The following is a 26,295-nucleotide window of genomic DNA, read 5'->3' as shown; positions in this document are numbered from 1 at the left end:
CTTTACTGACACATAGCGGTAAAGTGTCCGCATGCCCAGGATTTCAGCGGCCAGCAATGCCGAACAACGCGCGGAGACCCAGCGCCGCATCCTCACCGCTTTCGGCGAGCTACTGTTCACCCACGGCCTTCCAGGGCTGACCATGACTGATGTTGCGCGCCATGCAGGCATTGGCAGGACCGCCGTCTACAACTACTTCGCGGACATCGAAGAGCTCCTGATCTCCTACGCCCTCGATGAGACCGAGAAGTTCCTCTCCGACCTGCGCGACGCGCTGGAGCGCCTGGAGAACCCGGTGGAACGGCTGGCCCTGTACGTCCGCGCCCAGGTGGTTGACCTCAGTCGCCGCCACCTCCCGCCGGGACCTGCCATGGGTGCCGTACTGTCGCCGTCGTCCTTTGCCAAGCTTTCCGACCACGTGGGTGAGCTCAGCGTCCTGCTCCAGGGCATCCTGCGGGACGGCATGGAGCAGGGCTACCTGCCGGTGGCCGATGTGGGCCAGCAGTCACAGCTGATCCTGGGCACCCTGTCCTCCAGCGCGGCGAGGGGCAGCGACGAGCCCGCCGAACTGGAGGCCCGGGTGGCCCGGACCGTGCGGTTCATCCAGTTGGGCGCAGGTGCAAGGTTCGACGACGAGGGGCGGCCCATTCGGGTGGCGCAGCTTCCGGCGGTGGCCAGTTAGCAAGCAGCCACCAGGTGCGGGGCCCAAGAAATCAGGGGCAAAATGATCAGGCCGCAGGGGTGACGGGCAGCTTGTCCGGGTCGGCTATGCGCCGGCTTTCCCTGGGGCAGCTGAGCTGGCCCGGCGTCTGGTCCACCAGCTCCGGCGAGACGAGCGCCTTGTAGTCCTGCGCCAGGATCACGTCAACGCTGGCGTCGGTCCTGCCGTCCTGGAAATAGTCCGACCCCTGGAGATTGCGCTGCACCGTGAAAGCCGCGGCTTGTCCGGCCGCACCTGACACCACCGCAGCCACGCCCCGGTAGCCGGCGTTGACGTTCGCTACGTTCCCCACCACGAACTTCCGGGCCAGGAACTCGTCCGCCACGGAGCGGGCGAGCCCGGCCCGGCTGGTGGAGTTCAGGACATTGAGGCTGACTTTGTCGTTGGGCGTGTAATCGAAGGTCGAGGCGGGGCAGGACGATACCGGCGTCGGGGCCGGTTCGGCGGCAGGAATTTTCAGCCGGCCATTGATGATGGCCATGGCAAGGATGATGCCGGCCGCGATCAGGCCGATCAGCAGAACCAGCACCACGCCGTGCAAAACGCGGCGGCGCACCCGGGCGGTCTCATCGGCGTCCTTGGCCGCCTCCAGGGCGGCGCGCAGCTCCGGGCCGGAAACAACATGGTGGCCATGCAGGACGCCGGGGTCCTGCGGCCGCTTCCTAGCCATCGAGCACCAGGACCCTGGCGTGGATTGCAGTGCGCTGGTGCAGTGCGGTCCGGACGGCGCGGTGCAGCCCGTCCTCCAGGTACAACGTGCCCTGGTACTGCACGACGTGAGGGAAAAGGTCACCAAAGAAGGTGGAGTCCTCTGCCAGCAGCGCTTCCAGGTCCAGGGTGCGCTTGGTGGTCACCAATTCGTCCAGCCTGACGGGCCGCGGCGGCAGGGATGCCCACTGTTTCGGAGTGTTGTAACCATGGTCGGGGTAAGGGCGGCCCTCGCCCACAGCTTTGAATATCACCATGCCACAGTAGGCACCGCAGTGCGCCAGCGAAAGTAGCAGGGCTGGCAGGTGCCAGGTTGTAGCCAAACAGTGACAAAACGCCACGTCCGCGCGCTTGGTGCCTGCGCAGGCACCGCCGGCCTTGCTGAGACAATGGAGCCATGACAGCAACCGAGTCCCCCGCCGTACCCGCGCCCGGAATCCGACTGCCGTCCCCACCGCCGCTGGCGCTCCTGCTGGATGTGGACGGACCGGTGGCCAGCCCGGTGACCCGGAACGTCAAGCCGGACATCATCCGTGACCTGGTGGCCCTCGCCGCGGCAGGGATCCCCGTCATCTTCAACACCGGCCGCTCCGACGCCTTCATCCGCGAGCAGGTGATGGAGCCGATGATCGCGGCAGGCATCCCGGCAGGCACCGTCATCCACGCCATCTGCGAAAAGGGGGCGGTCTGGTTCAGCTACACCTCCACCGGGCCGGGTCCCATCCACGTGGACCGGGAGCTGGCCGTGCCGGCAGCGTACGGCGATGACATCCGCCGGCTGGTGGCAGAGGACTATGCGGCTCACATGTTCTTTGATGAGACCAAGCGCGCCATGGTGTCTGTGGAGCAGCACATCGATGTACCCAGCGCCGACTACCTGGCCGAGCAGAAGCTGTTCGACGCCGAGGCCATGGGGCTTATGGCGCGCCACGGGCTGGGCGTTGTCCGCCTGGACCACCACGTCCCCAATTCCGACGACGAGGTGGACTACCGCGTCGATCCCACCATCATCTCCACGGACATCGAGTCCGTGCGCCTGGGGAAGGACCTGGGCGCCAGCCGGGCGGTGGAGCTGCTTGCCGCCGAGGGCATCACGCCGCAGGCGTGGCGGACCGTGGGTGATTCGCGCACTGACTACGCCATGGCCGACTGGCTGCACCACAATGACCACGCCGTGAAGCACGTCGACGTGCGTCCTGCCGACGGTGTACCCAACAAGCCCTACCCGGTACTCACGGCGGAGGACCTGGGGCTGGAAGCCACGGTTATCCATGACGACGCCGGCGGCGCCTTCCTGCGCGCATGGCGCGAGGCGCTGGACGACTGAGCCCCTGCCGGGCTGCCGTCCGACGGTCACTGCGGGGCCCCGACGGCGCCCCGGAACATGCAGTTACTCCGGCAGGACTATCATGCAGGTAAGAATGCCCACTTCCAGAAGCGCGGAGATAACCATTACAGAAGCACCGGTCCAGGACGAGGTCTACTACGGCGGCCAGGCGTCCGTGGAGGAACAATTTCACGCCGAGATCACATCACGGGCGGCGGAGCAGCGGCTCAGCCACCGGACTGACGTCATCCGGCACAAGGGCCGCTACGCCCTGACCAATGACACCAGGACCCCTTATCAGGCCATGGTGGAAGACCTGCTGTTCCTGCGCAATGTCCTGGCGAACGCCGACCTCTCCTACCTCCTGGTCCGCGGCAACAACGACCGCCCTGTGCTGGCCGTGGACTGGAAGGACCGGAAGAAGCTCCGCGCCGCCCTGGTGGAGGCCTGCCGCGATGAGCCCTTCTACTCCATGACGGTGGATGCCAAGAAGAAGACCTCCGTCCTGGTGGCAGACGGTGAACTGTCCCCCAGCCGGCAGGCACGAATTTTTCGCTTGTACCGGCCGCGGGTGGAGCCGGTGGGCGGTTTTGAGTTCGGCGCCTCCGCCGGCGTCCAGATCGAGCTGTGGTCCTTCGAGGGGGAACAGCTGATCCTCCCCATTGAGAACTCCCTGACCCGCCGGACGCTGCTGCGCCAGGATGCAGTTCGCGGGACTGTTGAGCGTTACGGCCACACCTGGCCCACCATCGAGAACATGTTCGCCGACCATGCAAGCGACATCAGCTTCGACATCGACATTGTTTTCTCGTGGGTGGATGGCAGTTCCCCGGAATACATCGCCGCCCGCCGCGCCCAGCAGAAGGGGCACGTGCTGGGCGAAGGTGATGAACACGAGGCACGGTTCCGGCAGATCGACGAACTCAAGTACGCCCTGCGGTCCGTGTACATGTTTGCGCCCTGGATCCGCCGTATTTTCATTGCCACCGACTCCCCCGCACCTGCCTGGCTGGCGGACCATCCGTCCGTCACCATTGTCCGCAGTGAAGAATTCTTCGCCGACCCCTCCGTGCTGCCCACCCACAACTCACAGGCTGTGGAATGCCAGCTGCACCACATCGAGGGGCTGTCCGAGCACTTCCTGTACTCCAATGACGACATGTTCTTTGGCCGCCCAGTGAGCCCCGACATGTTTTTCACTCCCGGCGGGATCACCAAGTTCATCGAGGCGGAAACCCGGATTGGACTGGGCGAGAACGACGCCGAGCGCAGCGGCTTCGAAAATGCCGCCCGGGTGAACCGCAAGCTCCTGTGGAACCGGTTTGGCCGTATCACCACCCGGCACCTCGAGCACACGGCCGCGCCCCTGCGGCGCAGCCTGGTGGAGCAGATGGAGCAGGAGTTCCCGGAGGAGTTCCGCAAGACGGCGGCCAGCCGGTTCCGTGCGGCGGACAACATCTCCGTGACCAACTCGTTCTACCACTACTACGCCCTGCTCACCGGCCGGGCCGTCACCCAGACAGCGGCCAAGGTGCGCTACGTGGACACCACCATGCGCGCGGGACTGAAGTACCTGCCCAAGCTGCTCGCCAAGCGGAACATGGACTTCTTCTGCCTGAACGATGGCAGTTTCCCTGAAGTCAGTGCCGATGAGCGCGCCGAAGTGGTGACGAACTTCCTGGAGCGTTATTTCCCCATCAAGGCACCCTGGGAAAAGTAGCCGGGCGGTCAGGGCGCAGGTGCCGGCCCGCACACGTGGGGCCGGCACCCAGGCATCGGCGGCCCTAGCGCCGAATAGGGCTTCCAAGCCTGGCGCTGCCGCGCTGCTTGGTGGTTTCCGGGATCCGGATGCCGGCCGCTTCCAGCCGCCGGGCGGTCTCTTCCGGTGACACGTACTCGCCGACAGTGGGCGAGCTGCCCAGCGGGACCACAGAATGCACGATGGTGTGCTCGTAGACATGGACCAGGTTGAAGGCCTGGCCGCCATCCCGCCCGCGGGTGGCTCCCGCCGGAACGTTGAGGTCCTGCGTATAGCAGGAGGCGGACGCGACCGAGACGGGAACGCCGGCAAAGCCCGCCGTGGTGGAGTAGTGAAGGTGCCCGGCCAGGATGGTGCGGACATCAGAGTTGCGCACCACTGCGGCCAACGACGCCTGGTCCCGCAGTTCCACCAGCACCGAAAGATCCAGCACGGATGGGACCGGGGGGTGGTGGAGGGCCAGGATGGTGCCGTCCGGTGCGGGGGTTTCCAACTGCCGGGCCAGCCACTCCAGTTGGGCGGCACTCAATTCGCCGTGGTGGAAGCCCGGGACGGTGGTGTCCAGCGTGATGACGCGCAGCCCATTAATGAAGTAGCTGTGGTCCACCGGCTCATCCGTGCCGGGTTGGTCCAGCAGGCCTTGGCGGAAATTGGCCCGATCATCGTGGTTGCCCATAGCCCAAATAACCTGGGCGCCAAGCTCCCTGCAGGCGGGCTCGACGATGGCGCGCAGCTTCACGTAGGCCTGGGGATCGCCCTTGTCGGCGAGGTCGCCCGTAAAGATCACGGCTTCGGGCCTGGCGCCGGACGCTTTGACTTCGTCGAAGAGCTGGATGAGCCTGGCTTCGCTGTCGACGGTTCCGTAGAGGGGTTCTGGACCTCCCAACAGGTGGGGATCGCTCAGGTGGAGTAGGAAGTGGCGCGGCCGGGGATGTTCGGCCTCGATGTGCTCCATTGCTACCTCTATGGTCGGTGGGAAGCCGTTCTTCCCTTGTACCCTTCAGTAATATTTATCCAATCAGACATTTGGCAAACATGGGGTAAATTGCCGTCGTTGATGTGGAAAAAGTTACAAGAACTGCGCTTTTGCGTGGGCAAATCGCCGGGCCACCTTTTATCCGAGCGCATGCTCGATGGCCTCGATGATCTCTGCGGAGTCCGGCTCGATCGTGGGGGCGAACCGGGCCACTACATCCCCCTCGCGGCTGACCAGGAACTTCTCGAAATTCCACTTCACCAGCCCCGGCAGCAGGCCGGTCCGGAACTTGGTGAGCTCGCCGTAGAGCAAGTGCTGCTTCCTGCCGCGGACATCAGTCTTGGCCGTCAGGGGGAACGTAACGCCGAAATTCCGTTCGCAAAAGTCAGCGATTTCGTCGTCTGTACCGGGCTCCTGCCCCGCGAACTGGTTGCACGGGACGCCCAGGACCTCGAAACCCCGGTCCCGGAACTTGCCGTAGAGAGCTTCGAGGCCGGCGTATTGGCGGGTGAAGCCACAGTTGGAGGCGACATTGACCACCAGAACTACTTTTCCCTTGAACTGCCCGAAACTCGTCCTGGTGCCGTCGTTGAGGATCAACGGAATCGGATACAGGGGGCGCGGGCTGCGCATCAGTGAAGGATTGTTCATATGGGGAGTTCGGTGCCGTGGCCCCAATGTACGGGTCAGGAAGGTAATTTCCTTAGGCGGGCGGCGTTGTTGGTGCAGGTCCAGTCAACGAGGGCGTGGGGCTTGGCGCAGGCGCCACCGTCGTCGGCGCCGGCTCAGGTGCGGGCGCCGTTGGCAGGGGTTCGCTTGGCTGCGGTGCCGGTGCCGGTTCCGGCGGCGGCGGAACAGGTTCGATGGGCGCGGGTTCGATGGGCGCCGGTTCGATGGGTGCAGGTTCGATGGGCGCGGGCTCGATAGGCGCGGGCTCGATAGGCGCGGGCTCGATAGGTGCAGGTTCGATGGGTGCAGGTTCGATGGGCGCGGGCTCGATAGGCGCGGGCTCGATGGGGGCAGGTTCGGTGGGCAATGGAACAGGATCCGTGGGTGCCGGCTCGGACGGGGCCGGCTCACTAGGTACCGGTTCGATGGGCGCAGGCTCAGTCGGCGCAGGCTCGATCGGGTCCGGTTCATCCGGCGCGGGAACAGGTTCGGACGGGGCCGGCTCACTAGGCGCAGGCTCACTCGGTACCGGCTCAGTCGGGGCAGGCTCACTCGGTACCGGCTCAGTCGGGGCAGGGTCACTCGGCACCGGCCCCGTGGGTGCAGGCTCAGTAGGCGTAGGAGTCGGGTTGGCTGGCTCTGCGGGCGACGGCGACGGACTCGGCGAAGTGGGCGACGGCGCCGGGGCTGGCTCAGCAGCCGGCGGTCCGCTGGGTGCCGGGCCGGACGAAGGCGGCACGGCACCTCCGGAAGGTTCGGGCGGTGGTGGGGCCGACGTCGTCCTTTGCGCGCTGGGAGGCGGGAGAACAATACCCGTAGGTTCGGACGGCAGCGGGTTCGGAACACGTGGCAGGAGCGGCGGGAATGGCGACGGGAGCAGCCCGGCCGCGGGCGATCCATCGCCCGGGTCCACTTGGAGGGGAATGGTCCAGCTGATCGTGCCGGTGGAGGTCCCCTGCCCCGGCGCGAACGACACCATGTCGGCCGGAACCTGGCCCAGCGCGCGGAGCTGGAGGAAGCTCCACCGCAGGGGGTTGGTGTAGCGGCCGTTGAGGATGGCCTCAAAATGCAGGTGGCAGCCCGTGGACCATCCCGTGGTGCCCACGCGTGCAACAACCTGGCCCACCTTCACCGTGTCGCCGGTACGCACGCCGATGGACTCAAGGTGGTTGTAGGTGGTGATGAGGCCGTCCCCGTGGTCGATCTCTATCCGGTTGCCGCCGCCCCAAGGATGCCAGCCCGCGGCCCGCACAACACCTGAATCGGCGGCGTAGACGGGCGTGCCGCAGGCCGCTGCGTAGTCCTGGCCCAAATGGAAGTCCCCCGCTGTCCCGCTGAGCGGGCTGACCCGGAGACCGTAAGGCGAACTGGCGTCAAGGGACTGGAGCGGTGACATCAGGAAGCCGGCCAACGGCCTGCCCGCACCGGCGGGTCCCAAGGTCAGGGCCCCCGGTCCCACCTGGTCGGCACCTCCAATCGAGGTGTGCGGGAACGCCAGGGTGACCTGCGGATTGGACAGGATGGCAGGCGGAAGTGCGCCCGCAACAACCTGGTCCGATGCCGGCGGAGCTGATTGCCGTTGCACCTTTTGGCCCGTGCCGGCGTCCGGGGTTCCGAAGGGAGCGGCAACACCCGGATTGACTCCGGCAGGCGCCACGGACCCTGCCAGCTGTCCCGGTTCTGCGGCGGAAAGGTTGACGGCGTAAACAGACGCGGCCATCACACCTGCAGCGGCGGCGGCGCGGGCAACGGGGGGAAACGTTCGCTGCTCCGGCTTCCTGCTGCCGGACACGGATTTCTTCGCCAATTGACTGACTCCACGACGTGGCCTGCCGCACGTTGTCTCGACGGTATGTCCCATGGGACCACAGGACCTCAAAGGTGGAAACCCCGGGCCGGGGCATTACGGGTTTTTTATCGGGCCTTAGGGGATGCGGATCTGCGCTTGAAGCCATGAGCACTGCTGTCCGGGCCGGAATGGGCAACAATGGTTCATGCGCAATGTCCTTCGTACATGGCGGGACGAAGTCAAAAAGACCTTTTCAGGCAAGGCCGACGCCCCGCCGGAGTGGTCGGTGCGCCTGGCCGAAGGCGACGACGCCGGCTACCACCTGCCCGGTTCAGCGGTCTGGGCTGTACACGGCTCCATGACGCCCATCGTGGGAGGCATCCGCACGCTGCTCATGCAGTCGCTGCATCCGGGCGCCTTGGCGGGCGTTCACGAGCACTCCAACTTCCGTGATGACCCCCTGCGCCGGCTGGCCAACACCATCCGCTGGATCTTCACGGTGACGTACGGATCCACTGCCGCGGCGGAGGAGGCAACACGGCGTGTCCGCCACCTCCACGAGCCGGTCCAGGGCAGCTACCAGGACAACAACGGCGGCCAGCGCACCTACAGTGCCAACGATCCGGCACTCGCCGGCTGGATCCACATCGCCTTCACGGACGGCTTCCTCGCAGCCCACAAGATCTGGGGCGGCCCCATTCCCGGCGGCGCCGACGCCTACGTCCGGGAGTGGGCACAAGCGGGCCGGATGATGGGGGTGGAAAACCCGCCGACGACTGAAGCGGAGATGCGCAGCCAACTGGATCGGTGGTACGCGCAGGGCCAGCTGAGGGCAGACGGACGGGTGGAGGAAACCGTGCAGTTCCTCCGCAAAGCTCCGCTCCATCCCCTGCTGAGGCCCGGCTACCGCATCCTGTTTACCGGCGCCGTATACAGCTTGGAACCCCGGTACCGCGAGATGCTGGGGCTTTCTGTACCACGGCTGGGCCCCTTTCCCCTTCCGGTGAGGCTGGCCACGAAGGTGGTGCTCGGCGTCGTACACCTCGCCCTGGGCGGCATTGGCCGGCGCATGGGTCCGAGTGAAATCGCCGCGAGGCAGCGCCTGACACGGCTCGGGGAGCCGTCGGCGAACCTGGCGTAAGCGAGCCTTCGCCGACAAGGCCGGCGACATGAAAAAGGCCGGGTAAAGAGTGCCGACGACGGCGAAAAGCAAGAACCCGGCCCCAACGTTTGCTGGGACCGGGTTCTTGACCGGCGGAGAATGGGGGATTTGAACCCCCGAGGGCGTTAACCCAACACGCGTTCCAGGCGTGCGCCATAGGCCGCTAGGCGAATTCTCCATCTGCTTCTGAATCAAAAGCAGGTACCAGATTACCTGAACTTTTCCGCATCGCCCAATTGGCCCGTCCGGAGCAGCTTTGGGGCGTCGGCGTCCGCACACCGCGGAGACTTCTGTCGGTGTCTTTAATCTGAAAATGGACGCCCCCAATGCGCCCATTCCCTGGTGCACCGTTGAGCTGCCGGGTCCGTCCCGTCCAACCAGGCCACGCAGCTCACAACCTTGAGATTGCCCCAATCGGTGTACGTTCCAATGATCGCGGCTGCGGCGGGGATAAGCAATGGAATGCGCGAAGTGTTCGGCCCCTTGCGGCATCGGGCAGGATAGGGGCCATGGCAGAGCTGCATGCACTGGTGGTTTACGTCCCCACGTCCCACACCCGGGAGGTTCTGGATGCCATCGGCGACGCTGGAGCTGGCCGCTTGGGCAATTACTCCCACTGCTCTTTCGTCACGCCGGGGACCGGGAGGTTCACACCGCAAGAAGGCGCCCGACCCTTCCTTGGACGGCCAGGCACCCCTGAAGTAGTTACCGAGGAACGCATCGAGTGCGTGGTCGATGAGCAGGTGCTGGCCGCCGTCGTGGCTGCTTTGCGTGCCGCGCACCCGTACGAGGAGCCCGCCTTCATGACCTGGCGCGTGGAAGGCTGGCGGTGACGGGAACCCGATTCGAGTCGGGCCACATGTTCGGGTAAAGTATCTGACGGCCCCTCATGTGGCGTCATCCTGTTGAACTCCCCCAGGACCGGAAGGTAGCAAGGGTAGACGGGCTCTGGCGGGTGCATGGGGGGTCTTTACTATTCCCCCACAGGGCGGCATGATGTCAGCCCGGATTGGTAGGGTTTTCTCTGTGACAGTTACTACCGCCCTGTACCGCAGATACCGTCCCGACTCGTTCGCTGACGTTATCGGGCAGGAGCACGTCACCGAGCCGCTCATGACGGCTTTGCGGAAGAACCGGGTCAACCACGCCTACCTTTTTTCCGGCCCCAGGGGCTGCGGAAAGACCACGTCCGCCCGCATCCTTGCCCGCTGCCTCAACTGCGCTCAGGGTCCCACCGACACCCCCTGCGGAACCTGCCCCAGCTGCATCGAGCTGGCACGGGGCGGCTCCGGCTCCCTCGACGTCATCGAGATCGACGCCGCGAGCCATGGTGGAGTCGACGACGCACGGGACCTCCGCGAGCGGGCCACCTTCGCCCCCGTACGCGACCGCTACAAGATCTTCATCATCGACGAAGCCCACATGGTCACCTCTGCCGGGTTCAACGCCCTGCTGAAGATCGTGGAAGAGCCGCCGGAACACATCAAGTTCATCTTCGCCACCACGGAGCCGGACAAGGTCATCGGCACCATCCGGTCCCGGACCCATCACTACCCGTTCCGGTTGGTGCCGCCTGAGCCGCTGATGGCGTACCTCGAGCTCCTGTGCCGCCAGGAAAGCGTCCCCGTTGCCCCGGGCGTGCTGTCACTCGTCATCCGGGCTGGCGGCGGCTCCGTCCGTGACTCGCTCTCGGTCCTGGATCAGCTCATGGCAGGCGCAGGGCCCAACGGCCTCGACTACGAACTTGCCGTCGCGCTGCTGGGATACACCCACGCCTCACTGCTGGACGACGTCGTGGAGGCCATCGCCGCCTCCGATTCCGCCACCGTCTTCCGTGCCGTGGACCGGGTCATCCAGACCGGCCACGATCCTCGCCGGTTCGTGGAGGACCTGCTGGAGCGCTTCCGCGACCTGATCATTGTCCAGGCAATGCCCGAAAGCGCCCACGCCATCCTTCGCGGGATGCCGGCCGACCAGATCGCACGGCTGCAGAACCAGGCCCACAACCTCGGCGCCGCGGAACTTTCCCGCGCCGCAGATGTCACCAATACCGCTTTGACGGAGATGACCGGCGCCACGTCGCCGCGGCTGCACCTGGAACTGCTGTGTGCCCGGATCCTGCTGCCCAGCTCTGAGCAGAACGAACGCGGCATGGCTGCACGGATCGACCGTGTGGAGCGGCGGCTGAACTACGCAGGGAACGACGGCGGAGCTCCCGCCGACGCAGCCCCGGCAGTACCAGCAGCCGCTTCAGTTCAGGCAGGCCCGGCAGAGGCAGCAACGGCGGCAGCCCCTGCTGGAACTCCTGCCGCGGCTTCCGGCACGTCATCAGCCGGTCCCCGCCCTGCCCCGGAGCAAGCCAGCCCTGAAGCGGGCCGCGAGCAGGCGCCGACCAGCCCTGCCGCGCAACCGGCCGAAGAGCCGACCACTCCGTCCAGGCCCGCTGCGTCTGCCGCACACGCGGCCGGCAGCCAGAGCCCCCCCGCCGCCGAAGCACCGCGGAGCCCGCTTACACCGCCAAGGGTCAGCACCAGCGACTGGCCTGTGGAGGAACCCGCCCCGGCCCGGACGCAGCAGGGCTCCGGGACTGCAGCTTCCAACCACGCAGTGCCGGACGCGAACGCTTCGCCGCATGCAGGCCCAGCGTCCGAGCCACAGGATCACTGGGCGGCACCCGGGCAGGCTTCCAATGCGCCCGCCACGCCCCAGGCCCCGGGCAGCCAGGCACCCGCGCCGCAGCAGGCTGCACCGGGCAGGACAGCACCCGCCGGCCCCCCGGCCATGGGTGATGTGGAGGTCCTCCGCAGGGCGTGGCCGGACGTCCTGCAGGCACTGTCCAAGATCAAGCGCAGCACCTGGGCGCTTGTTGAGCCCAATGCGCAGGTAAGCGCGTTCGACGGCAGCGTCCTCACCTTGGCTTTCACCACGTCCGGACTTGCAGGCGCCTTCGGCCGGGCAGACCACTCCGACAACCTTCGCCAGGCCATCCACAGGACCGTTGGCCTTGACTGCCAGATCCACGCCGTTGCCGGTGGCGCCAGCCAGGCGAGCTCTGAGCCAAACCCAAAAGTGCCCGCCAGCCCGGTGGTTCCGGCCACTTCAGCTGACATTGCCTGGGGTCTGGCTCCTGCGCCGGCCCAATCGGCCTCACCGGCACAGGCCCCTGCCTCGCCCGTCCAACCGGCGTCACCGGCACAGGCCCCTGCCTCGCCCGTCCAACCGGCCTCACCGGCACAGGCCCCTGCCTCAACGTTCCAGCAGGCGCCGGCCCCTTCGACCACGTCCAGGACCGCCCCCGGAACTCCGGACGGCCCGGCAGCCCAACCAAGTGAACGTTCCGGTGGTTCCCCCACTGCCGGTACCTCCGCCATTAGCGGAAGTTCCGGGAGCTCTGCCGTTGCCGCCAGCCCGGCAACGGCCGCACCGAAGGGCACGCCCGCTGCGGGCGACATCGCTGAAACAGATCCGCCACAGGGTGTGAACGGCCGCGGCCAGCAGGCCCCTGAACCCGTCCAGGCGGCGGCCGGGAGGCCGGAAACCCCACGTGGCGCCTCCGGCCCTTACCCCGGCCAGTCCCCGCACTCGTCAACCGGCGGTGACTACTCCTACTCCGATGATGACTGGGGACCGCCCCGGGACGAGGACGCTCCCCCGCTGGACGAGGAACCTCCCATGGACTGGGAGCCCTCCGGGGGTCCTGCCAACCGCAGCGCCCCGTCCTCCCCTGCACCCGGCGGCCGCCCGCCTGCCGACGGCCAGGGGGCTGGTACGCGGGCCCACGGAAGTTCGGCCGTCGCTCCGCGCGCGGACAGTGCCGCCCCCCAGTCCGCGAACCCCTCCGCTGAGCCGGCCGGCGTGCCGCACGATCCATGGACGCGGGCCGTGGAGCAGGCTCCCGGCGTCTGGGTTGTGGGAGACAAGAGCAACGTGGGTGCCAAACCCGTAGCCGCCTCCGGCAGCGACAACATCGGAGCACAGGCCACCGTTCCGCACTACGCGCCGGCAACGGCCCAGGTGCCGCCCTCGATTCCCGTGGCCCCGCTGCCTGCTGCCACGCCAGGGCACGGCTGGGATCCGGGGTCAGTTTCCGGCAACGGCCACCCGGCCTCCGCCACGGAAAGCTACCAGGCGTCGTCACCGGAGCCCGCCCCGGTACCCGAATACGCCATGGCCTCCGCTGCGCCCGCCACGGTTTCGCCAGCCACTGTTGCACCCGCCACTGTTACACCCGCTGCACCGGCGCGCCCACAAGCGCCTGCAACTGCCCCGGCCGCCGGAAGAACCGAAACACGGCAAAGCCTGTACCAGCGGCTTTCAAGCAGTCCGGAAGCTGAGGCCGGTCGTGCCAAGGCGCCCGCCAGGGCAACCGCCGCTCCCAGTGCCTATGTCCAGGACATCCCAAGCGCCGATGACGAAACCATTGAGGAGTCGGGTGTGTTCGGCCGGGCGGCTGTGGAGCGCATCCTGGGTGGCAAGCTGATTGAAGAGCGGTCCCTGGACGGCAGCCCTGTTCCGCCACGCTATTGACCCTGGGCAAGGCTGCCCCGGCAGCCACAACCCGTGACCGATCCACCCGCATCCATACCAATCTGAAGAGGGAAACGTGTACGAAGGTGCTGTCCAGGAGCTGATCGATGAGCTCGGACGCCTTCCGGGGGTGGGACCCAAGTCCGCGCAGCGGCTGGCGTTCCACATCCTTGAAGCTGATCCCCAGGACATGAAGCGATTGGTGGAGGCCATCACCACCGTCAAGGAACGGGTCAAGTTCTGCACGGTCTGCGGCAACGTCACGGAGCAGGAGCTGTGCAACATCTGCCGCGACCCGCGCCGTGATCCCGCTGTAATCTGCGTGGTGGAGGAGTCCAAGGACGTGCTGGCAGTGGAGCGCACCCGGTCGTTCCGCGGCCGGTACCACGTGCTGGGCGGCGCCATCAATCCCATTGCCGGTGTGGGACCGGACCAACTGCGGATCCGCGAACTGCTCACCCGTTTGAACGACGGCGAGATCCAGGAAGTCATCATCGCCACCGACCCCAACCTCGAGGGTGAGGCAACAGCCACGTACCTGGCCCGCATGCTGAAGACCATCGGCATTGCCGTCACCCGCCTTGCCTCCGGCCTACCCGTGGGCGGCGACCTGGAATACGCCGACGAGGTCACTTTGGGCCGGGCGTTCGAAGGCCGCCGCAACGCCCTGGGCTGACGCACCGGGCCGCCATCCGCCGTCGTACATCATCCAACCTGGAGCCGCCGCCTTCCCGAGCCGACGCCACCATGTTCCGTGGCCGGTATGTGGTCACAATTAAACGTCCCTCCGGGCACGGCGATAAACTGTCCCAAGGAATGCCGCGCCCACCCGGCGCCCGGGCCGCCTGGCCTCCCAGAACTCCAATTGACCCAACGAAGGTACGCGCATGAGTACGCCCACCACCGAAGTGCACAACGCAACACAGCCGCAGGCAGCTCCCGCCGCCGGCGCGGTGACCAAGCAGCTCATTGTGCAGAAATTCGGCGGCTCCTCCGTTGCGGACGCTGCAGGGATTAAGCGCGTCGCCGCCCGGGTGGTGGCTGCCCAGCAGGCCGGCAACGAGGTAGTGGTGGTTGTCTCGGCAATGGGCGACACCACGGACGAACTCCTTGACCTCGCCGCCGAGGTCACCGACTCCGCGCCCGCCCGCGAAATGGACATGCTCCTTTCGGCCGGCGAACGCATCTCCATGGCGCTGCTGGCCATGGCCATCAACAAGCTCGGCGCCTCCGCCCAGTCCTTTACCGGGTCCCAGGCGGGCATGATCACCGACGGAATCCACGGCAAGGCCCGGATTATCGACGTCGACCCGCACCGCATCCGTACCGCCCTGGACAAGGGCAACATCGCCATCGTGGCCGGCTTCCAGGGGATGAGCCGCACCACCCACGAGATCACCACTCTGGGCCGCGGCGGCTCCGACACCACAGCAGTGGCGCTGGCCGCAGCCCTTGAAGCTGATGTTTGCGAGATCTACACCGACGTGGACGGCATCTTCACCGCCGACCCGCGTGTTGTCCCGTCGGCACAGAAGATCGACACCATCTCCAGCGAAGAGATGCTGGAACTCGCTGCCTCGGGCGCCAAGATCCTCCACCTGCGGTGCGTTGAGTACGCGCGCCGGTTCGGTGTGCCGCTGCACGTCCGTTCCTCATTCAGCCAGCATGAAGGCACCTGGGTCATCCCCAGCGCCGACGACAAGATCACCACTCAAGAGGGAGTTGCCTTGGAGCAGCCAATCATCTCCGGCGTTGCGCACGACCGTTCCGAAGCGAAGGTCACCGTAGTCGGCGTCCCCGATATCCCCGGCAAGGCCGCCGCGATCTTCCAGGTCATCGCCGACGCGCACTCGAACATCGACATGATCGTGCAGAACGTCTCCACCCACGGCACCGGCAAGACCGACATCTCCTTCACGCTTCCCATCATTGAAGGCGCCGACGCCCTGGCTGCCCTTCACGCCGCGCAGGACCAGATCGGTTTCGAGGCCATCGAATACAACGAGAAGATCGGCAAGCTGTCCCTGATCGGCGCCGGCATGCGGTCCCACCCGGGCGTTTCCGCCACCTTCTTCAAGGCGCTGTCCGATGCCGGCATCAACATCAACATGATCTCCACGTCCGAAATCCGGATCTCCGTGGTGACCCACGCCGACCTGCTCGACGAGGCCGTGCGCGTCATCCACAAAGCGTTCGGACTCGATACCGAAAGCGAAGCCACGGTCTACGGCGGCACCGGCCGCTAGAGCCGCGCCGGCAAAAAGCCGGGCTGCCTTCCCTGGGTTTGCCAAGGGGAAGGCAGCCCGGCTTTTTGGTGCTCTGGGCTTCCAGGTATCAGCGGAGCGTGCCGGGAAGAATCAGCTCCCGCGTTCCAGGTCTTCGCGGCGCACGGCGTAATGGTGTCCGTTGGAGTCGGTTTCGACCACGAAGTGCGTAAGTTCCTCTTCGGAGGCCTGTTCGAATTCATCGTGCTTGTGCACCACCGGCGCATCGGTATCCAGTCGGGTGGCGGGACCGAAGACGAAGCGGAGCCTCTCAGTCAGGCTCATGAAGCCGCTGAGGACATGTGCCACTGTATCCACCCCCTTCCCGAGCCTCGGGCGAAAGTGCAGCCGGCTCCGGCGGGAGCCAGTGCCCTTATTTTAAGCCCGGGCAGTGAAAAAGGCGCCGCAGTCGACGGCGCGGAACTTCTAGCGCAGGGAGCGGTCTTCAGGGTTCTTTGGGACGACGTAGGTGCTGCCGTCCGCCCTGGTGATGGTTTCCCATTGCTGGGTCTCCGCCTGGCGCTGGGCAAGCAGCCTGCGGTTCTCTTCAGTCATGTCGTGCCCCAGGGCGGTGCGGCTGGCGGGTCCGAAGACTGCCCGCAGCTTTCCTGTGACGCGCATGAAGCGCTGGGAGGCGTTGCCCTTGTCCGCGGACTTGTTCCTACCCATGAAGAAGTTCCTTCCACTCACCCTCTACCTCCATTAAATGTACACTAATGATTAGTGCACTAACAGTTGGAGGGGCCATGACCGCCACAACGGCGACGGAAGCAATAGCGACAGACGCGGCAGCGGCAGGGGTCCAAGAGGAAGACCTGCTGCTGGAACACCAGCTCTGCTTTGCCCTCACGGTGGCTGCCCGGAGCGTGGTGGGGGCCTATAAACCGGTACTGGAAAAGCTCAACCTCACCCATCCGCAGTACCTGGTGATGCTCTGCCTGTGGGAAGACAGCCCACGGACAGTGCGGAACATCAGTGAGGCGCTCGCGCAGGAACCGGCCACCATTTCTCCACTGCTCCGCCGGCTGGAAGCAGCGGATCTGATCACACGGCGGCGGGCCGAGGGGAACGAGCGTGCACTCGCCGTCGAACTGACTCCCAAGGGGGCGGCCCTGCGGGAACAGGCACTGCAGGTCCCGGGAACCATGATGGAACGGCTGGGGCTCACCCGCGAACAGGTCACTGAACTGCATGCCTCGATGATGGGGCTCATCGCTGCCACCTCGCAGTGACCCCAGTCGAACCGAGCGAGGTCCTGCCGGGGACTGCCGACACCCGGTCAAGCGACTAGAATTACGGGACGAACGAGAGGTGGACTGATGCGCAATATTCGGACACTCGCAGTCTTCCTGGCCGTGACCGCTGGGCTGGTCTCCGGTTGCAGTGGTACCCCTGACAGCGGCACGTCCGCGTCCACAGCACCTTCGACCAATCCGGGCAGCTCCTCCAGCTCTGCCGCTGGCTCTGCCACCCCCTCCCCTGACACTGAAACCTCGGTAGCGGCCCCTGCCCCCGCCACATCGCGGCCAAGCGCCGGACCTGGGCAAGGGAACGCCGAACTGGCAATCACCGTGGTGCCGGCCCAGGGCGCAGCGGAGGTCGACTACACCCTGGTCTGCAGCTCGGGGACGCCGGCCGCGGAAAGCAGCCATCCCAATGCCGCTGCCGCCTGCGCGGCAATCAAGGCAAATCCGGATATCCTGGCTCCGTCGAAACCGTCCGGCTCCCAGGCCTGTACGCAGCAGTACGGCGGGCCGCAGAAGGCGACCATTACGGGCGTGGTGGACGGAGTCGCCGTCGATTCATCCTTCGCCCGGACCAATGGATGTGAAATCAGTGCCTGGGATGCCGCCAAGGACGTTTTGGGCGCGGCCGGTGGAGCCTCTTAAGCTCCTGGCTGCGGACTGTGCGCGGGACCGGGAGGAGGCCCACGTGCAGCGTGTCAGCCGCTATGCCGATCCCTACCTGGCCCGCCGGTCCGCCGGGCAAAAACATCCCGTGGAGGATTTCCTCTTCACCTACTACACCCAAAAACCGGGCCAGCTGAAGCGCTGGCACCCAGGTGCCGGTACGGTCCTCACCGGCAGCCAGGCCACCACACGGGTTGGCTGGAAGCATTACCGGAAGCTCGACGACGGCGAGCTCGCCTCCCTGGGGCTGGCTGCAGGCAGCACCGCGGTCACCTTCGACCGGAGCGCCTTCCTCGACGACCGCCGGGAAGCAGTGGCCTTTGCCGGCATCATCCTTCGCGGCACTGCCGCCAGGCCCGCCCAGTTTGGCTGCTTCGGCCTGCACGAGTGGGCCATGGTCTACCGCCAGGATAAGTTCGACCTCCGGCATGAGTACCTGCAGCTCCGTCTCGGAGCGGCCGGCACCGACAAGGTGGTGGAGGACAACAGGATCCGCTGCACCCACTTCGACGCGTTCCGCTTCTACACTCCGGACGCCATCCCGCTCAATGAACATTCCCCCAGCCGGGAAACCCAGCGGCACCTGGAGCAACCGGGCTGCCTCCACGCCAATATGGACCTTTACAAGTGGGCTTACAAACTACTGCCTGCACTGTCCAGCGAGCTGGTCATGGACTGCTTTGAACTGTCATGGCGGATCAGGGCCATGGACATGCAGGCGTCCCCCTACGATTTGGCCGACTGGGGGTACCCTGCCATTGCCATCGAGACGCCCCAGGGCAAAGCCGCCTACGTCGAGCACCAGCGGGCATTTGCAGCGGAAGCGGGGACCCTGCGGAACAGGCTCGCGGCGGAGCTTGGGGCCACGGCAGAAGGGGTATCCCGGTGATCGATTTGACCATCAGCATCCGGGAGGACCCGGAAGCTCCCGAACACGTATTCCGCCTGCTGGCCAACGATGGCCACCCCGATCCAGGGACCACCCTGCCGGATCCAGGGGCGGCCCTGGCAGCCGTGGAGCGCTTCGGCGAGGACATCTTCTTCCCCAAGCCCGGACCGCCCAAGCTGTGCACCCAGCAGTACGGCGGCCCGCAGGTAGCCGTGGTCACCGGGACATTCCGGGGGCGCAGCGTGCACTCCACCTTCACCCGCACAGATGGGTGCGAAATCGCACGTTGGAAAGCCATGGCCCCTTTGCTGGGCGGCACGGCCACCTAGCTACCCCGGCAACGGAAGAAGCCGCGGGAACGGAAAAAGGTCCCGGGCGGCCTGACGACCACCCGGGACCTCCCCCCATGTCTACCCCGTCAGGTGGCGGGTACCGCCTGGGCCAGGCCAAGCTGGGGAGCCCCGGCGGGGGCCGGGGCAGAGCCGGATCCCACCTGGACGTTCACCCAGGTCTTGATGCCGTTGCTGCCAAGGCTCAGCCGTGAGAGGTAGGAGCCTTCCGCGAGTCCAGTCCAGTTCAGCGTGGCCGAGGTGGCGGTTCCGTTCGGTGCCACGATGGGGTTCGGGTTCACCGTAAGGTTCCCCGCGTCACCGGCGAAGCTCACCGCCTGCACCGAAGCAGTGGCCGGCCCGTTGTCCGGTGTGGCATACAGGTTGGCCACCACGTAGTAGGTTCCGGCGCGCGGTGATTCGATGTCCAGGAATTCACTGGCAGATGCCGTGGCCACCTGGGTGGCGGTCAGCCCGCCGGAACCGTTGGGTGCGTAGACCACCATGTCCCAGTCGACGTCGTTCGACTGCGCCTGGATGCCCAGCCGGGCAAACGAGGCGCCGGCGGGCACCTTCACCTGGAGCAGGGCGTTGTGCGCGTCATTGGTCGGCGCGTACTCGCCCGGCGTCTTGGTGATGGCGGTCTGGCTCAGCGGTGCAAGACCCTCCACACCCACGGCGATGGGGCTGTCCGACCCGGACACCAGTTCCATGGTGCCGCTGCCGGTGCCAGTGGGGGAGCTGAACGAGAACGAAGGGGCAATCTGGGCATCAACCGGGCGGACTGCGATCGGTGAGCTCACCGTCCGCGGACCCTTCCAGGTGAGGCTTCCGGTGCTGAACTTGCCCACGGGTGCACTGACGTTGCGGATGGTCACGGTCACTTCGCGGGTCTGGCCCGCTTTGGCGAAGTTCAGGGCCTTGGGTTCCACATTGACGTTGAAGCCAGGCATGTTCACCTCGGGCCGGTACATGCCCGGCACCAGCGCAGTCAGCTTGCGCTTCACCTGGACCTCCCCCACCAGACTGCCCAGGGCAATGGAGGGAACGTTGAGGTCGCGGGCAGCGATGGATCCTGCCTGCGGAGCGCCGGTGTCCACGCCCTGGCCGTTGAGGAAGCCGAGCCAGTCCTGGATGCCGGAGTCGTACACCAGGCCGGGGTCGAGGACCCGGGTGGAATCGATGTGCCCGGCACCGCCTTGGAACGGGTCGGTGTTGGGCGAGCCATCGGCATTGACCAGCGGGTAGGCCGTGGTCATCATGGCGGACTTGACCATGGCGGGGGTCCACTTGGGCTGCTTGCCCAGGACCAGGGCGCCGAAACCGGCGATGTGCGGTGCGGCCATCGAAGTGCCGGACATGAATCCGAACTGGTCACCGTGGTTGCCGATGGTGGAGACCCCGGCCAGGACGTTGACGCCCGGGGCGGAGATGTCCGGCTTCAGCAGGTCACCGCCTGAGGCGAGGGTGGGTCCGCGTGACGAGAAGCCTGCGATCTGGGGCGCCGGAGCAGGGGGCAGACCCGTCAGGTCGCCCTTGACCAGGCTGACGGTCAGCGCCGGGTTGGCTTCCAGCTTGGACTTCAGTTCCAGGCTCTTGGGGGCGTTGACGTGGACCGTGGGGATGACGTGGTTGTCCGCGTCCTCGGAGCTGCTGGTGAGGTTCACCAGGATCATGCCCACGCCGCCCTTGTCCATAACCTCCTTGCTCTTGGCAGTCCGGTCCACCACGCCGCGGTCGCAGACCACGACCTTTCCGGCCACCTTTGCGGCGTCAAGGGTTCCCGGACCGCACAGGTTGGGATTCGCGGCGCCGGGAGCGGCGGCTGCAGCGGCGACAACAACTGGCTTGTCAGCCACCTCGGACTTCATGATGGAGGCGCCGCGGTACAGCGAGCCGTCGGATACCTCGACTGTGCCCTGCAGGTCGCTGGGGAAGGTGGAAGCAGCCACCGTGGTCAGCCACGGCGACGCGTGGTTCACGGTGGAGGCCGTGGGGCCGGAGTTTCCAGCGGAAGCCGAGACGAAAATTCCTGCGGCTGCGGCGTTCAGGAAGGCCAGCGCGACAGGATCGGTGGTGCTGTTGTTGTTTCCCGAAATGGAGTAGTTCAGGACGTCGACGCCGTCCTTGATGGCTGCTTCCACAGCCTCAACCGAAGCCGAGGAGTAGCAGCCGCCGGTGTCCGGATTGGTGTCCTCCCAGCAGACCTTGTACACGGAGACCTTGGCGGCCGGGGCAACACCTGAACTCTTGCCGAAGCTGGCCCCGTCAATGACCTGCTCGATGTTGGCGTTGCCGGCTGCCGTGGTGGCGGTGTGGGTGCCGTGGCTGCCGACGTCCACGGGGGAGATCTGCTCTTCCGGGGCCCGGTTCCCCGGTGCAACGTACTGAAGGAAGGAATCGGCGAAGTAGCGGGCACCGATGACCTTGGAGTTGCAGAGCGATCCGTCGAAGCCTGCCCCGGTCCCCTCACCCTTTTGGCATTCACCCTCGAAGGTGGTGCCGTCTGCCTTGAGCATGGCGATCTTGCCGTCAGCGGTGCGATAGGGGACACCGACCTGCGGGCTGCCCTGCAGCGGCTTCAGCGCTTCGCCCTGCAGGAAGGGGTTGTCGGGTGCGTAGCCGGAGTCGATGACGCCCACCACCACGCCCTTGCCGGCGTTGGCTTGTCCACCGAACTGCGTGGCCCAGGAACCATCGGGACCGGTGAGCTTGAGGAAGTCGGTGGTGGTGTAGTCCGGCTTGTTTTCAACATCCGGTGCGACCACCAGGACGCGACTGTCCTTGGACAACGCCGAAGCCTGCGCCGCGGTCAGCTCCGCACTGAACCCGTTCAGGGCTGCGGTGTACTGCTTGGCCGGAGTGACTCCCTGGGCGGCCGCAACATCACGCTGCTGCTTACGCAGGTGGGCGTCGTAGGCCTTGTAGTTGGGGCTGCCGGCGTCGAGCTTCCTGCCTTGCTGGGGCTTGGTTGCACCCAGCCCGGCAGTTCCCCCTTCATACGCGGCAGCAGCGGGTCCGGCCAGCACCACGATGTACCGGCCGTCCTTGAACTGACTGTCCTTTGCGCTGGAGGAAGCATTCCCCCCATCCTGGCCGCCAGGGGCCGCCGAAGCGGGCCCCACAGCCAGCGAGCTGAGGATAAGGGGCAACCCGACGGCCAGCGCGGCCGCCTTCCGGAGTCCCCCAGCCCGCAAGGGGCTCTTTCCAGTTGATTTCACGTGCAACCCTTTCACGATGTGCCGCCCAGACTTGGTGGGCGGCCCCGAACGACTGGCACTGCAGAGGGAATTACAGGTTTTGTAATTTGCTGAGACCAGACTGTTCACAGAGTACAGACTGAGAGCGGGATATGACATAGAGCACATTTGAAAAATTTTCGCTTGTCACACGCGTTGTACTGCCAGTCCCTGCGCATGAAAATGGGCGCCCCGAAGGACGCCCTGACGAGTTAGGAGCCGGGAGGCGGACTAGTGGCGCGGAGTCCGCACCACCTCGCTGATCCACTGCCTGGTCTTTTCATCCACCGGGCCGGCCATCCGCGTCTCGCGGGCCAATCTGTCCGCCTTGATCTTCTGGAAGACCATCCTGCCCAGGCCGGCGAACACCGCCGCGGCAACCATGGGCAACAACACGGACTTTGAATTCTCAGCCATCCAGCAATCCTAATGAAGGCCTTCGGGCAACTCCAGACCACCCTTGGCCGCGGAGCGGGATCCGGCGCCCCACGCGGCGTTCCTGCCCCCCAATCCGCCGAATGCAAAGGGACGCGCCCGGGCCGGTAGAATGATAGGGCAAGCTCGCGGAGCGCCCGACCTCATGGTGAACCAATGCAGGTGACCCCTTGTCCCCAACACCCCGGTACGGCGTGAGACGGCACCACTCCGCTGCGCCCTTACCCAAGCTCACGCACAGGAGTTACCGGATGCCCCGGATCGTTGTTGACGTCATGCCCAAGCCCGAGATTCTGGACCCGCAGGGGAAGGCAATCGTTGGCGCTCTCCCCCGGCTGGGCTTCACCAGCTTCAGCTCTGTCCGCCAGGGCAAGCGCTTCGAACTGACGGTCGACGGCGAGGTGACCGAGGAAATCCTGGCCCAGGCCCGCGATGCCGCAGAAACCCTCCTGTCCAATCCCGTGATCGAAGACGTCGTCAACGTCGAGGTCGTCGAGGCCTGAGATGAGTGAACTTCCCCTGATCGGCGAGGCTGTCGCCGTCGCGGCGGAGCCGCGCCTCGCTGGCGCCCGGATCGGCGTCGTTACCTTCCCCGGCACCCTGGACGACCGGGATGCTGCCCGCGCCGTCCGCCTGGCCGGTGCCACCGCCGTCGAACTTTGGCATGGCGACGCCGAACTTGGCGACGTGGACGCCGTCATCATCCCCGGTGGATTCTCCTATGGCGACTACCTCCGGGCCGGCGCCATTGCCCGCTTCGCACCGCTGATGTCAAAGATCATCGACGCCGCAAACTCTGACGCCAAGCTGCCCGTCCTCGGCATCTGCAACGGATTCCAGATCCTCACCGAGTCGCACCTGCTGCCCGGTTCGATGATCAAGAACGACCACCTGAAATTCCTCTGCCGCGACCAGGTACTCCGCGTGGAGAACAGCAACACGGCCTGGACCCTGGATTACCAGGCGGGGCAGGAAATCACCATCCCGCTGAAGAACCAGGACGGCCAGTACATCGCGGATGAGAAGACGCTGGACGCCCTTGAGGCCGAGGGCCGCGTGGTGTTCCGCTACGTCGGCTTCAACCCGAACGGGTCCCGCCGCGACATCGCCGGCATCTCCAACGCGGCCGGCAACGTGGTGGGCCTCATGCCGCACCCCGAACACGCCGTGGAGCCGGGCTTCGGACCCGAGTCGCTCGATGGCATCGGTGGTTCCGACACCGATGGCCTGGGCTTCTTCACCTCAGTACTGAACAAGATTGTGGGAGGCGACAAGTGACCACCGAAACCACCAAGAAGTTCAATATCGACACCGTCGAGAACGCTGCCAAGACCCCGGACACCGAGCTGCCCTGGGCCGAGCTGGGCCTGAAGCAGAACGAGTTCGACGAAATCGTCAAGGTCCTGGGCCGCCGCCCCACCGGCGCCGAGCTGGCCATGTACTCCGTCATGTGGAGCGAGCACTGCTCCTACAAGTCCTCCAAGAACCACCTGCGCCAGTTCGGCCAGAAGGTCACCGAGGAAATGAAGAAGGACATGCTGGTGGGCATCGGCGAAAACGCCGGCGTGACCAACCTGGGGGACGGCTGGGCCGTGACCTTCAAGATCGAATCGCACAACTCGCCGTCGTTCGTTGAGCCTTACCAGGGTGCCGCGACCGGCATCGGCGGAATCGTCCGCGACATCATCTCCATGGGTGCCCGCCCCGTGGCCGTCATGGATCCGCTGCGCTTCGGCGCCATCGACCACCCGGATACCGCCCGCGTCATGCATGGAGCCGTGGCCGGCATCGGCGGCTACGGCAACTCCCTGGGCCTGCCCAACATCGGCGGCGAGATGGTGTTCGACTCCGTTTACCAGGGCAACCCGCTGGTCAACGCCCTGGCCGTGGGCGTCATGCGCCATGAGGACATCCGCCTGGCCAACGCGTCAGGCAAGGGCAACAAGGTGGTCCTGTTCGGTGCCCGCACGGGTGGCGACGGGATTGGCGGCGCGTCCGTTCTGGCCTCCGAGTCCTTCGACGACACCAAGCCGTCCAAGCGCCCCGCCGTCCAGGTGGGCGACCCGTTCGCCGAGAAGGTCCTCATTGAGTGCTGCCTGGAGCTCTTCAAGGGCTCCTTGGTGGAGGGTATCCAGGACCTGGGCGCGGCAGGCATCTCCTGCGCCACGTCAGAACTCGCATCCAATGGCGACGGCGGCATGCAGGTGGAACTGACCTCCGTCCTGCTGCGCGACCCCACGCTGACCCCGGGCGAGATCCTGATGTCCGAGTCGCAGGAACGCATGATGGCCGTGGTTACCCCGGAGAACGTGGAAGCGTTCGAGGCCGTCATGGACAAGTGGGCCGTGGAGTACTCCTGGCTGGGCGAGGTCACTGACACCGGCCGCCTCATCATCACCTGGGAAGGCGACGTGATTGTCGACGTCGATCCCCGCACCGTGGCGCACGACGGCCCGGTCTACGACCGCCCATACGCCCGCCCCGAGTGGCAGGACGCCGTCCAGGCCGACACCTTCACCGGTTCAGTGCAGGACGCCGGCCGCCCGGCGGCTCCGGCCGAACTCGCCAAGGCCGTCACGGAGCTCGTGGCATCGCCGAACATGTGCTCCAAGTCCTGGATCACCAACCAGTACGACCGGTATGTGGGCGGCAACACCTCCATGGCGTTCCCGGATGACGCCGGCGTGGTCCGCGTCGATGAGGAAACCGGGCTGGGTGTGGCCCTGGCCACCGACGCCAACGGCCGATACACCTACCTGGATCCGTACCACGGCGCACAGCTGGCGCTGGCCGAGGCGTACCGGAACGTTGCCACCGCGGGCGCCATCCCCATGGCCGTCAGCGACTGCCTGAACTTTGGCTCCCCCGAGGACCCTGACGTCATGTGGCAGCTGGCCGAGGCCATCCGCGGCCTGTCCGACGCCTGCATGGTGCTGGGCATCCCGGTCACCGGCGGCAACGTCTCGCTGTACAACCAGACAGGCACCACGCCCATCCACCCCTCCCCCGTGGTGGCAGTCCTGGGCAAGCTCGACGACGTCGCGCGCCGCACGCCGTCAGGCTGGCGCGAGGACGGCCAGGCCATCTACCTGCTGGGCACCACGGGTGCCGAGCTGGATGGTTCCGAATGGGCCAACATGCGCGGCCACCTGGGCGGCCAGCCGCCGAAGGTCGACCTCGAGGCCGAGCGCGCACTGGGTGAGATCCTGATCAATGCATCCCGCGACGGCATGATCGACGCCGCGCACGACCTGTCCGAAGGCGGCCTCGCGGCCGCCCTCGTGGAGTCCTCGCTGCGCTACGGCGTCGGTGCCCGGATCGCCCTGCAGGACATCATGGACCGGGACGGCGTGGACCTGTTCACGGCGCTCTTCTCCGAGTCCCAGGGCCGTGCCGTTGTAGGGGTTCCCCGCTCCGAGGAAGTCCGCTTCACGGACATGTGCACCGCCCGCGGCTTCGCCCACACCCGCATCGGCGTGGTGGACGCCGCCAGCGGCAAACTGGAGATCAACGGTGTGGAGGGCCTGTCCCTGGACGCCCTCCGCGAAGCCCACGAGGGGACCCTGCCGAAGTACTTCGGCTGACCTCCCC

General features: G+C 66.2%; 24 protein-coding genes, 1 tRNA gene and 1 other RNA gene. 16 read left to right on the top strand and 10 right to left on the bottom strand.

The features are described 5' to 3' along the window. Positions 1–31: 31 nt before the first annotated feature. On the top strand, positions 32–682 hold the full coding sequence (locus tag ACETK3_RS07470; protein ID WP_237429767.1) for a TetR/AcrR family transcriptional regulator: 651 nt from the start codon (positions 32–34) through the stop codon (positions 680–682). A 46-nt stretch (positions 683–728) separates the two neighbouring features. Here ACETK3_RS07470 and ACETK3_RS07465 read toward each other — a convergent pair whose 3' ends face one another. Beyond that, positions 729–1,391, bottom strand: coding sequence for a LytR C-terminal domain-containing protein (locus tag ACETK3_RS07465; protein ID WP_236800958.1), 663 nt, complete (start codon positions 1,389–1,391; stop codon positions 729–731). Further along, positions 1,384–1,683 carry a type II toxin-antitoxin system VapB family antitoxin gene (locus ACETK3_RS07460; protein ID WP_181422479.1) on the bottom strand — a complete coding sequence of 100 codons (300 nt, stop codon included), beginning with the start codon at positions 1,681–1,683 and terminating at the stop codon, positions 1,384–1,386. The genes ACETK3_RS07465 and ACETK3_RS07460 overlap by 8 nt, the downstream gene beginning before the upstream one ends. Before the next feature lie 143 nt (positions 1,684–1,826). Here ACETK3_RS07460 and ACETK3_RS07455 point away from each other — a divergent pair, with 143 nt between their 5' ends. Continuing rightward, positions 1,827–2,756: a hypothetical protein gene (locus ACETK3_RS07455; protein WP_237429766.1), complete on the top strand. Its 930-nt coding sequence runs from the start codon at positions 1,827–1,829 to the stop codon at positions 2,754–2,756. Between the two features lie 94 nt (positions 2,757–2,850). Beyond that, positions 2,851–4,476, top strand: coding sequence for a stealth family protein (locus tag ACETK3_RS07450; protein WP_373462145.1), 1,626 nt, complete (start codon positions 2,851–2,853; stop codon positions 4,474–4,476). Between the two features lie 64 nt (positions 4,477–4,540). Here the strand turns inward: ACETK3_RS07450 and ACETK3_RS07445 are convergent, their stop codons facing one another. From ACETK3_RS07445 to ACETK3_RS07435, 3 genes are all read right to left on the bottom strand, one after another. Beyond that, the gene (locus tag ACETK3_RS07445) at positions 4,541–5,470 is read right to left on the bottom strand and encodes a phosphodiesterase (RefSeq protein WP_236800956.1); all 930 of its coding nucleotides are present in this window, start codon (positions 5,468–5,470) and stop codon (positions 4,541–4,543) included. A 159-nt stretch (positions 5,471–5,629) separates the two neighbouring features. After that, entirely contained in the window at positions 5,630–6,142 is a 513-nt protein-coding gene (locus tag ACETK3_RS07440) for a glutathione peroxidase (RefSeq protein WP_237429765.1), read from the bottom strand. Between the two features lie 52 nt (positions 6,143–6,194). After that, on the bottom strand, positions 6,195–7,967 hold the full coding sequence (locus ACETK3_RS07435; RefSeq protein ID WP_306968744.1) for a M23 family metallopeptidase: 1,773 nt from the start codon (positions 7,965–7,967) through the stop codon (positions 6,195–6,197). Between the two features lie 187 nt (positions 7,968–8,154). Between ACETK3_RS07435 and ACETK3_RS07430 the strand changes: the two genes are divergently transcribed. After that, positions 8,155–9,090 (top strand): oxygenase MpaB family protein, encoded by a 936-nt coding sequence (locus tag ACETK3_RS07430; RefSeq protein ID WP_237429763.1) that lies wholly within the window; start codon positions 8,155–8,157, stop codon positions 9,088–9,090. A gap of 114 nt (positions 9,091–9,204) precedes the next feature. Here the strand turns inward: ACETK3_RS07430 and ACETK3_RS07425 are convergent. Further along, a tRNA-Ser gene (locus ACETK3_RS07425) sits at positions 9,205–9,289 on the bottom strand. 331 nt (positions 9,290–9,620) lie between these two features. Between ACETK3_RS07425 and ACETK3_RS07420 the strand changes: the two genes are divergently transcribed. The 5 genes from ACETK3_RS07420 to ACETK3_RS07400 all read left to right on the top strand — a co-directional run bounded on the left by ACETK3_RS07420 (position 9,621) and on the right by ACETK3_RS07400 (position 15,884). Next, positions 9,621–9,944, top strand: coding sequence for a hypothetical protein (locus ACETK3_RS07420; protein ID WP_237429762.1), 324 nt, complete (start codon positions 9,621–9,623; stop codon positions 9,942–9,944). Positions 9,945–9,989: 45 nt separating this feature from the next. Next, positions 9,990–10,086: signal recognition particle sRNA small type (gene ffs / locus ACETK3_RS07415), an RNA gene on the top strand. A gap of 21 nt (positions 10,087–10,107) precedes the next feature. Beyond that, on the top strand, positions 10,108–13,638 hold the full coding sequence (locus ACETK3_RS07410; RefSeq protein ID WP_373462152.1) for a DNA polymerase III subunit gamma and tau: 3,531 nt from the start codon (positions 10,108–10,110) through the stop codon (positions 13,636–13,638). A 76-nt stretch (positions 13,639–13,714) separates the two neighbouring features. Continuing rightward, entirely contained in the window at positions 13,715–14,314 is a 600-nt protein-coding gene (gene recR / locus ACETK3_RS07405) for a recombination mediator RecR (RefSeq protein WP_236800949.1), read from the top strand. Between the two features lie 211 nt (positions 14,315–14,525). Further along, complete coding sequence (locus ACETK3_RS07400; protein ID WP_236800948.1) at positions 14,526–15,884, top strand: aspartate kinase; 1,359 nt, start codon at positions 14,526–14,528, stop codon at positions 15,882–15,884. 111 nt (positions 15,885–15,995) lie between these two features. On the opposite strand, the gene ACETK3_RS07395 is transcribed toward ACETK3_RS07400, so the two are convergent. Both ACETK3_RS07395 and ACETK3_RS07390 read right to left on the bottom strand, forming a co-directional pair. After that, positions 15,996–16,211 carry a hypothetical protein gene (locus ACETK3_RS07395; protein WP_236800947.1) on the bottom strand — a complete coding sequence of 72 codons (216 nt, stop codon included), beginning with the start codon at positions 16,209–16,211 and terminating at the stop codon, positions 15,996–15,998. 117 nt (positions 16,212–16,328) lie between these two features. Beyond that, positions 16,329–16,571, bottom strand: a complete 243-nt coding sequence (locus tag ACETK3_RS07390) for a hypothetical protein (RefSeq protein ID WP_236800946.1) — start codon at positions 16,569–16,571, stop codon at positions 16,329–16,331. 77 nt (positions 16,572–16,648) lie between these two features. Between ACETK3_RS07390 and ACETK3_RS07385 the strand changes: the two genes are divergently transcribed. The 4 genes from ACETK3_RS07385 to ACETK3_RS07370 all read left to right on the top strand — a co-directional run bounded on the left by ACETK3_RS07385 (position 16,649) and on the right by ACETK3_RS07370 (position 19,030). After that, on the top strand, positions 16,649–17,134 hold the full coding sequence (locus tag ACETK3_RS07385; protein WP_236800945.1) for a MarR family winged helix-turn-helix transcriptional regulator: 486 nt from the start codon (positions 16,649–16,651) through the stop codon (positions 17,132–17,134). Between the two features lie 87 nt (positions 17,135–17,221). Further along, positions 17,222–17,791: an SSI family serine proteinase inhibitor gene (locus ACETK3_RS07380; RefSeq protein WP_237429760.1), complete on the top strand. Its 570-nt coding sequence runs from the start codon at positions 17,222–17,224 to the stop codon at positions 17,789–17,791. Beyond that, positions 17,748–18,701: a 3-methyladenine DNA glycosylase gene (locus ACETK3_RS07375; protein WP_237429759.1), complete on the top strand. Its 954-nt coding sequence runs from the start codon at positions 17,748–17,750 to the stop codon at positions 18,699–18,701. Before ACETK3_RS07380 ends, ACETK3_RS07375 begins: the two co-directional genes overlap by 44 nt. Continuing rightward, positions 18,698–19,030 carry a serine protease inhibitor gene (locus tag ACETK3_RS07370; protein ID WP_237429758.1) on the top strand — a complete coding sequence of 111 codons (333 nt, stop codon included), beginning with the start codon at positions 18,698–18,700 and terminating at the stop codon, positions 19,028–19,030. Before ACETK3_RS07375 ends, ACETK3_RS07370 begins: the two co-directional genes overlap by 4 nt. A gap of 89 nt (positions 19,031–19,119) precedes the next feature. Here ACETK3_RS07370 and ACETK3_RS07365 read toward each other — a convergent pair whose 3' ends face one another. Continuing rightward, complete coding sequence (locus ACETK3_RS07365; RefSeq protein WP_237429757.1) at positions 19,120–22,251, bottom strand: S8 family serine peptidase; 3,132 nt, start codon at positions 22,249–22,251, stop codon at positions 19,120–19,122. Positions 22,252–22,500: 249 nt separating this feature from the next. Further along, positions 22,501–22,686, bottom strand: a complete 186-nt coding sequence (locus ACETK3_RS07360; RefSeq protein WP_237429756.1) for a hypothetical protein — start codon at positions 22,684–22,686, stop codon at positions 22,501–22,503. 269 nt (positions 22,687–22,955) lie between these two features. Here ACETK3_RS07360 and purS point away from each other — a divergent pair, with 269 nt between their 5' ends. Genes purS through purL form a run of 3 tightly spaced genes read left to right on the top strand, consistent with a single transcriptional unit; the run spans position 22,956 to position 26,288 of the window. Further along, the gene (purS, locus tag ACETK3_RS07355) at positions 22,956–23,207 is read left to right on the top strand and encodes a phosphoribosylformylglycinamidine synthase subunit PurS (RefSeq protein ID WP_015935902.1); all 252 of its coding nucleotides are present in this window, start codon (positions 22,956–22,958) and stop codon (positions 23,205–23,207) included. Between the two features lies 1 nt (position 23,208). Beyond that, a complete protein-coding gene (gene purQ / locus ACETK3_RS07350; RefSeq protein ID WP_236821180.1) occupies positions 23,209–23,982 on the top strand; it encodes a phosphoribosylformylglycinamidine synthase subunit PurQ in 774 nt (257 codons plus the stop codon). Then, the gene (purL, locus tag ACETK3_RS07345; RefSeq protein ID WP_237429755.1) at positions 23,979–26,288 is read left to right on the top strand and encodes a phosphoribosylformylglycinamidine synthase subunit PurL; all 2,310 of its coding nucleotides are present in this window, start codon (positions 23,979–23,981) and stop codon (positions 26,286–26,288) included. Before purQ ends, purL begins: the two co-directional genes overlap by 4 nt. Positions 26,289–26,295 lie beyond the last annotated feature (7 nt).

Origin of the sequence: Arthrobacter sp. E44, from assembly GCF_041877125.1 — a bacterium.
In the GTDB taxonomy this organism is placed as follows: Bacteria; Actinomycetota; Actinomycetes; order Actinomycetales; family Micrococcaceae; genus Arthrobacter.
This window is presented reverse-complemented; position numbering and strand designations above follow the sequence as displayed.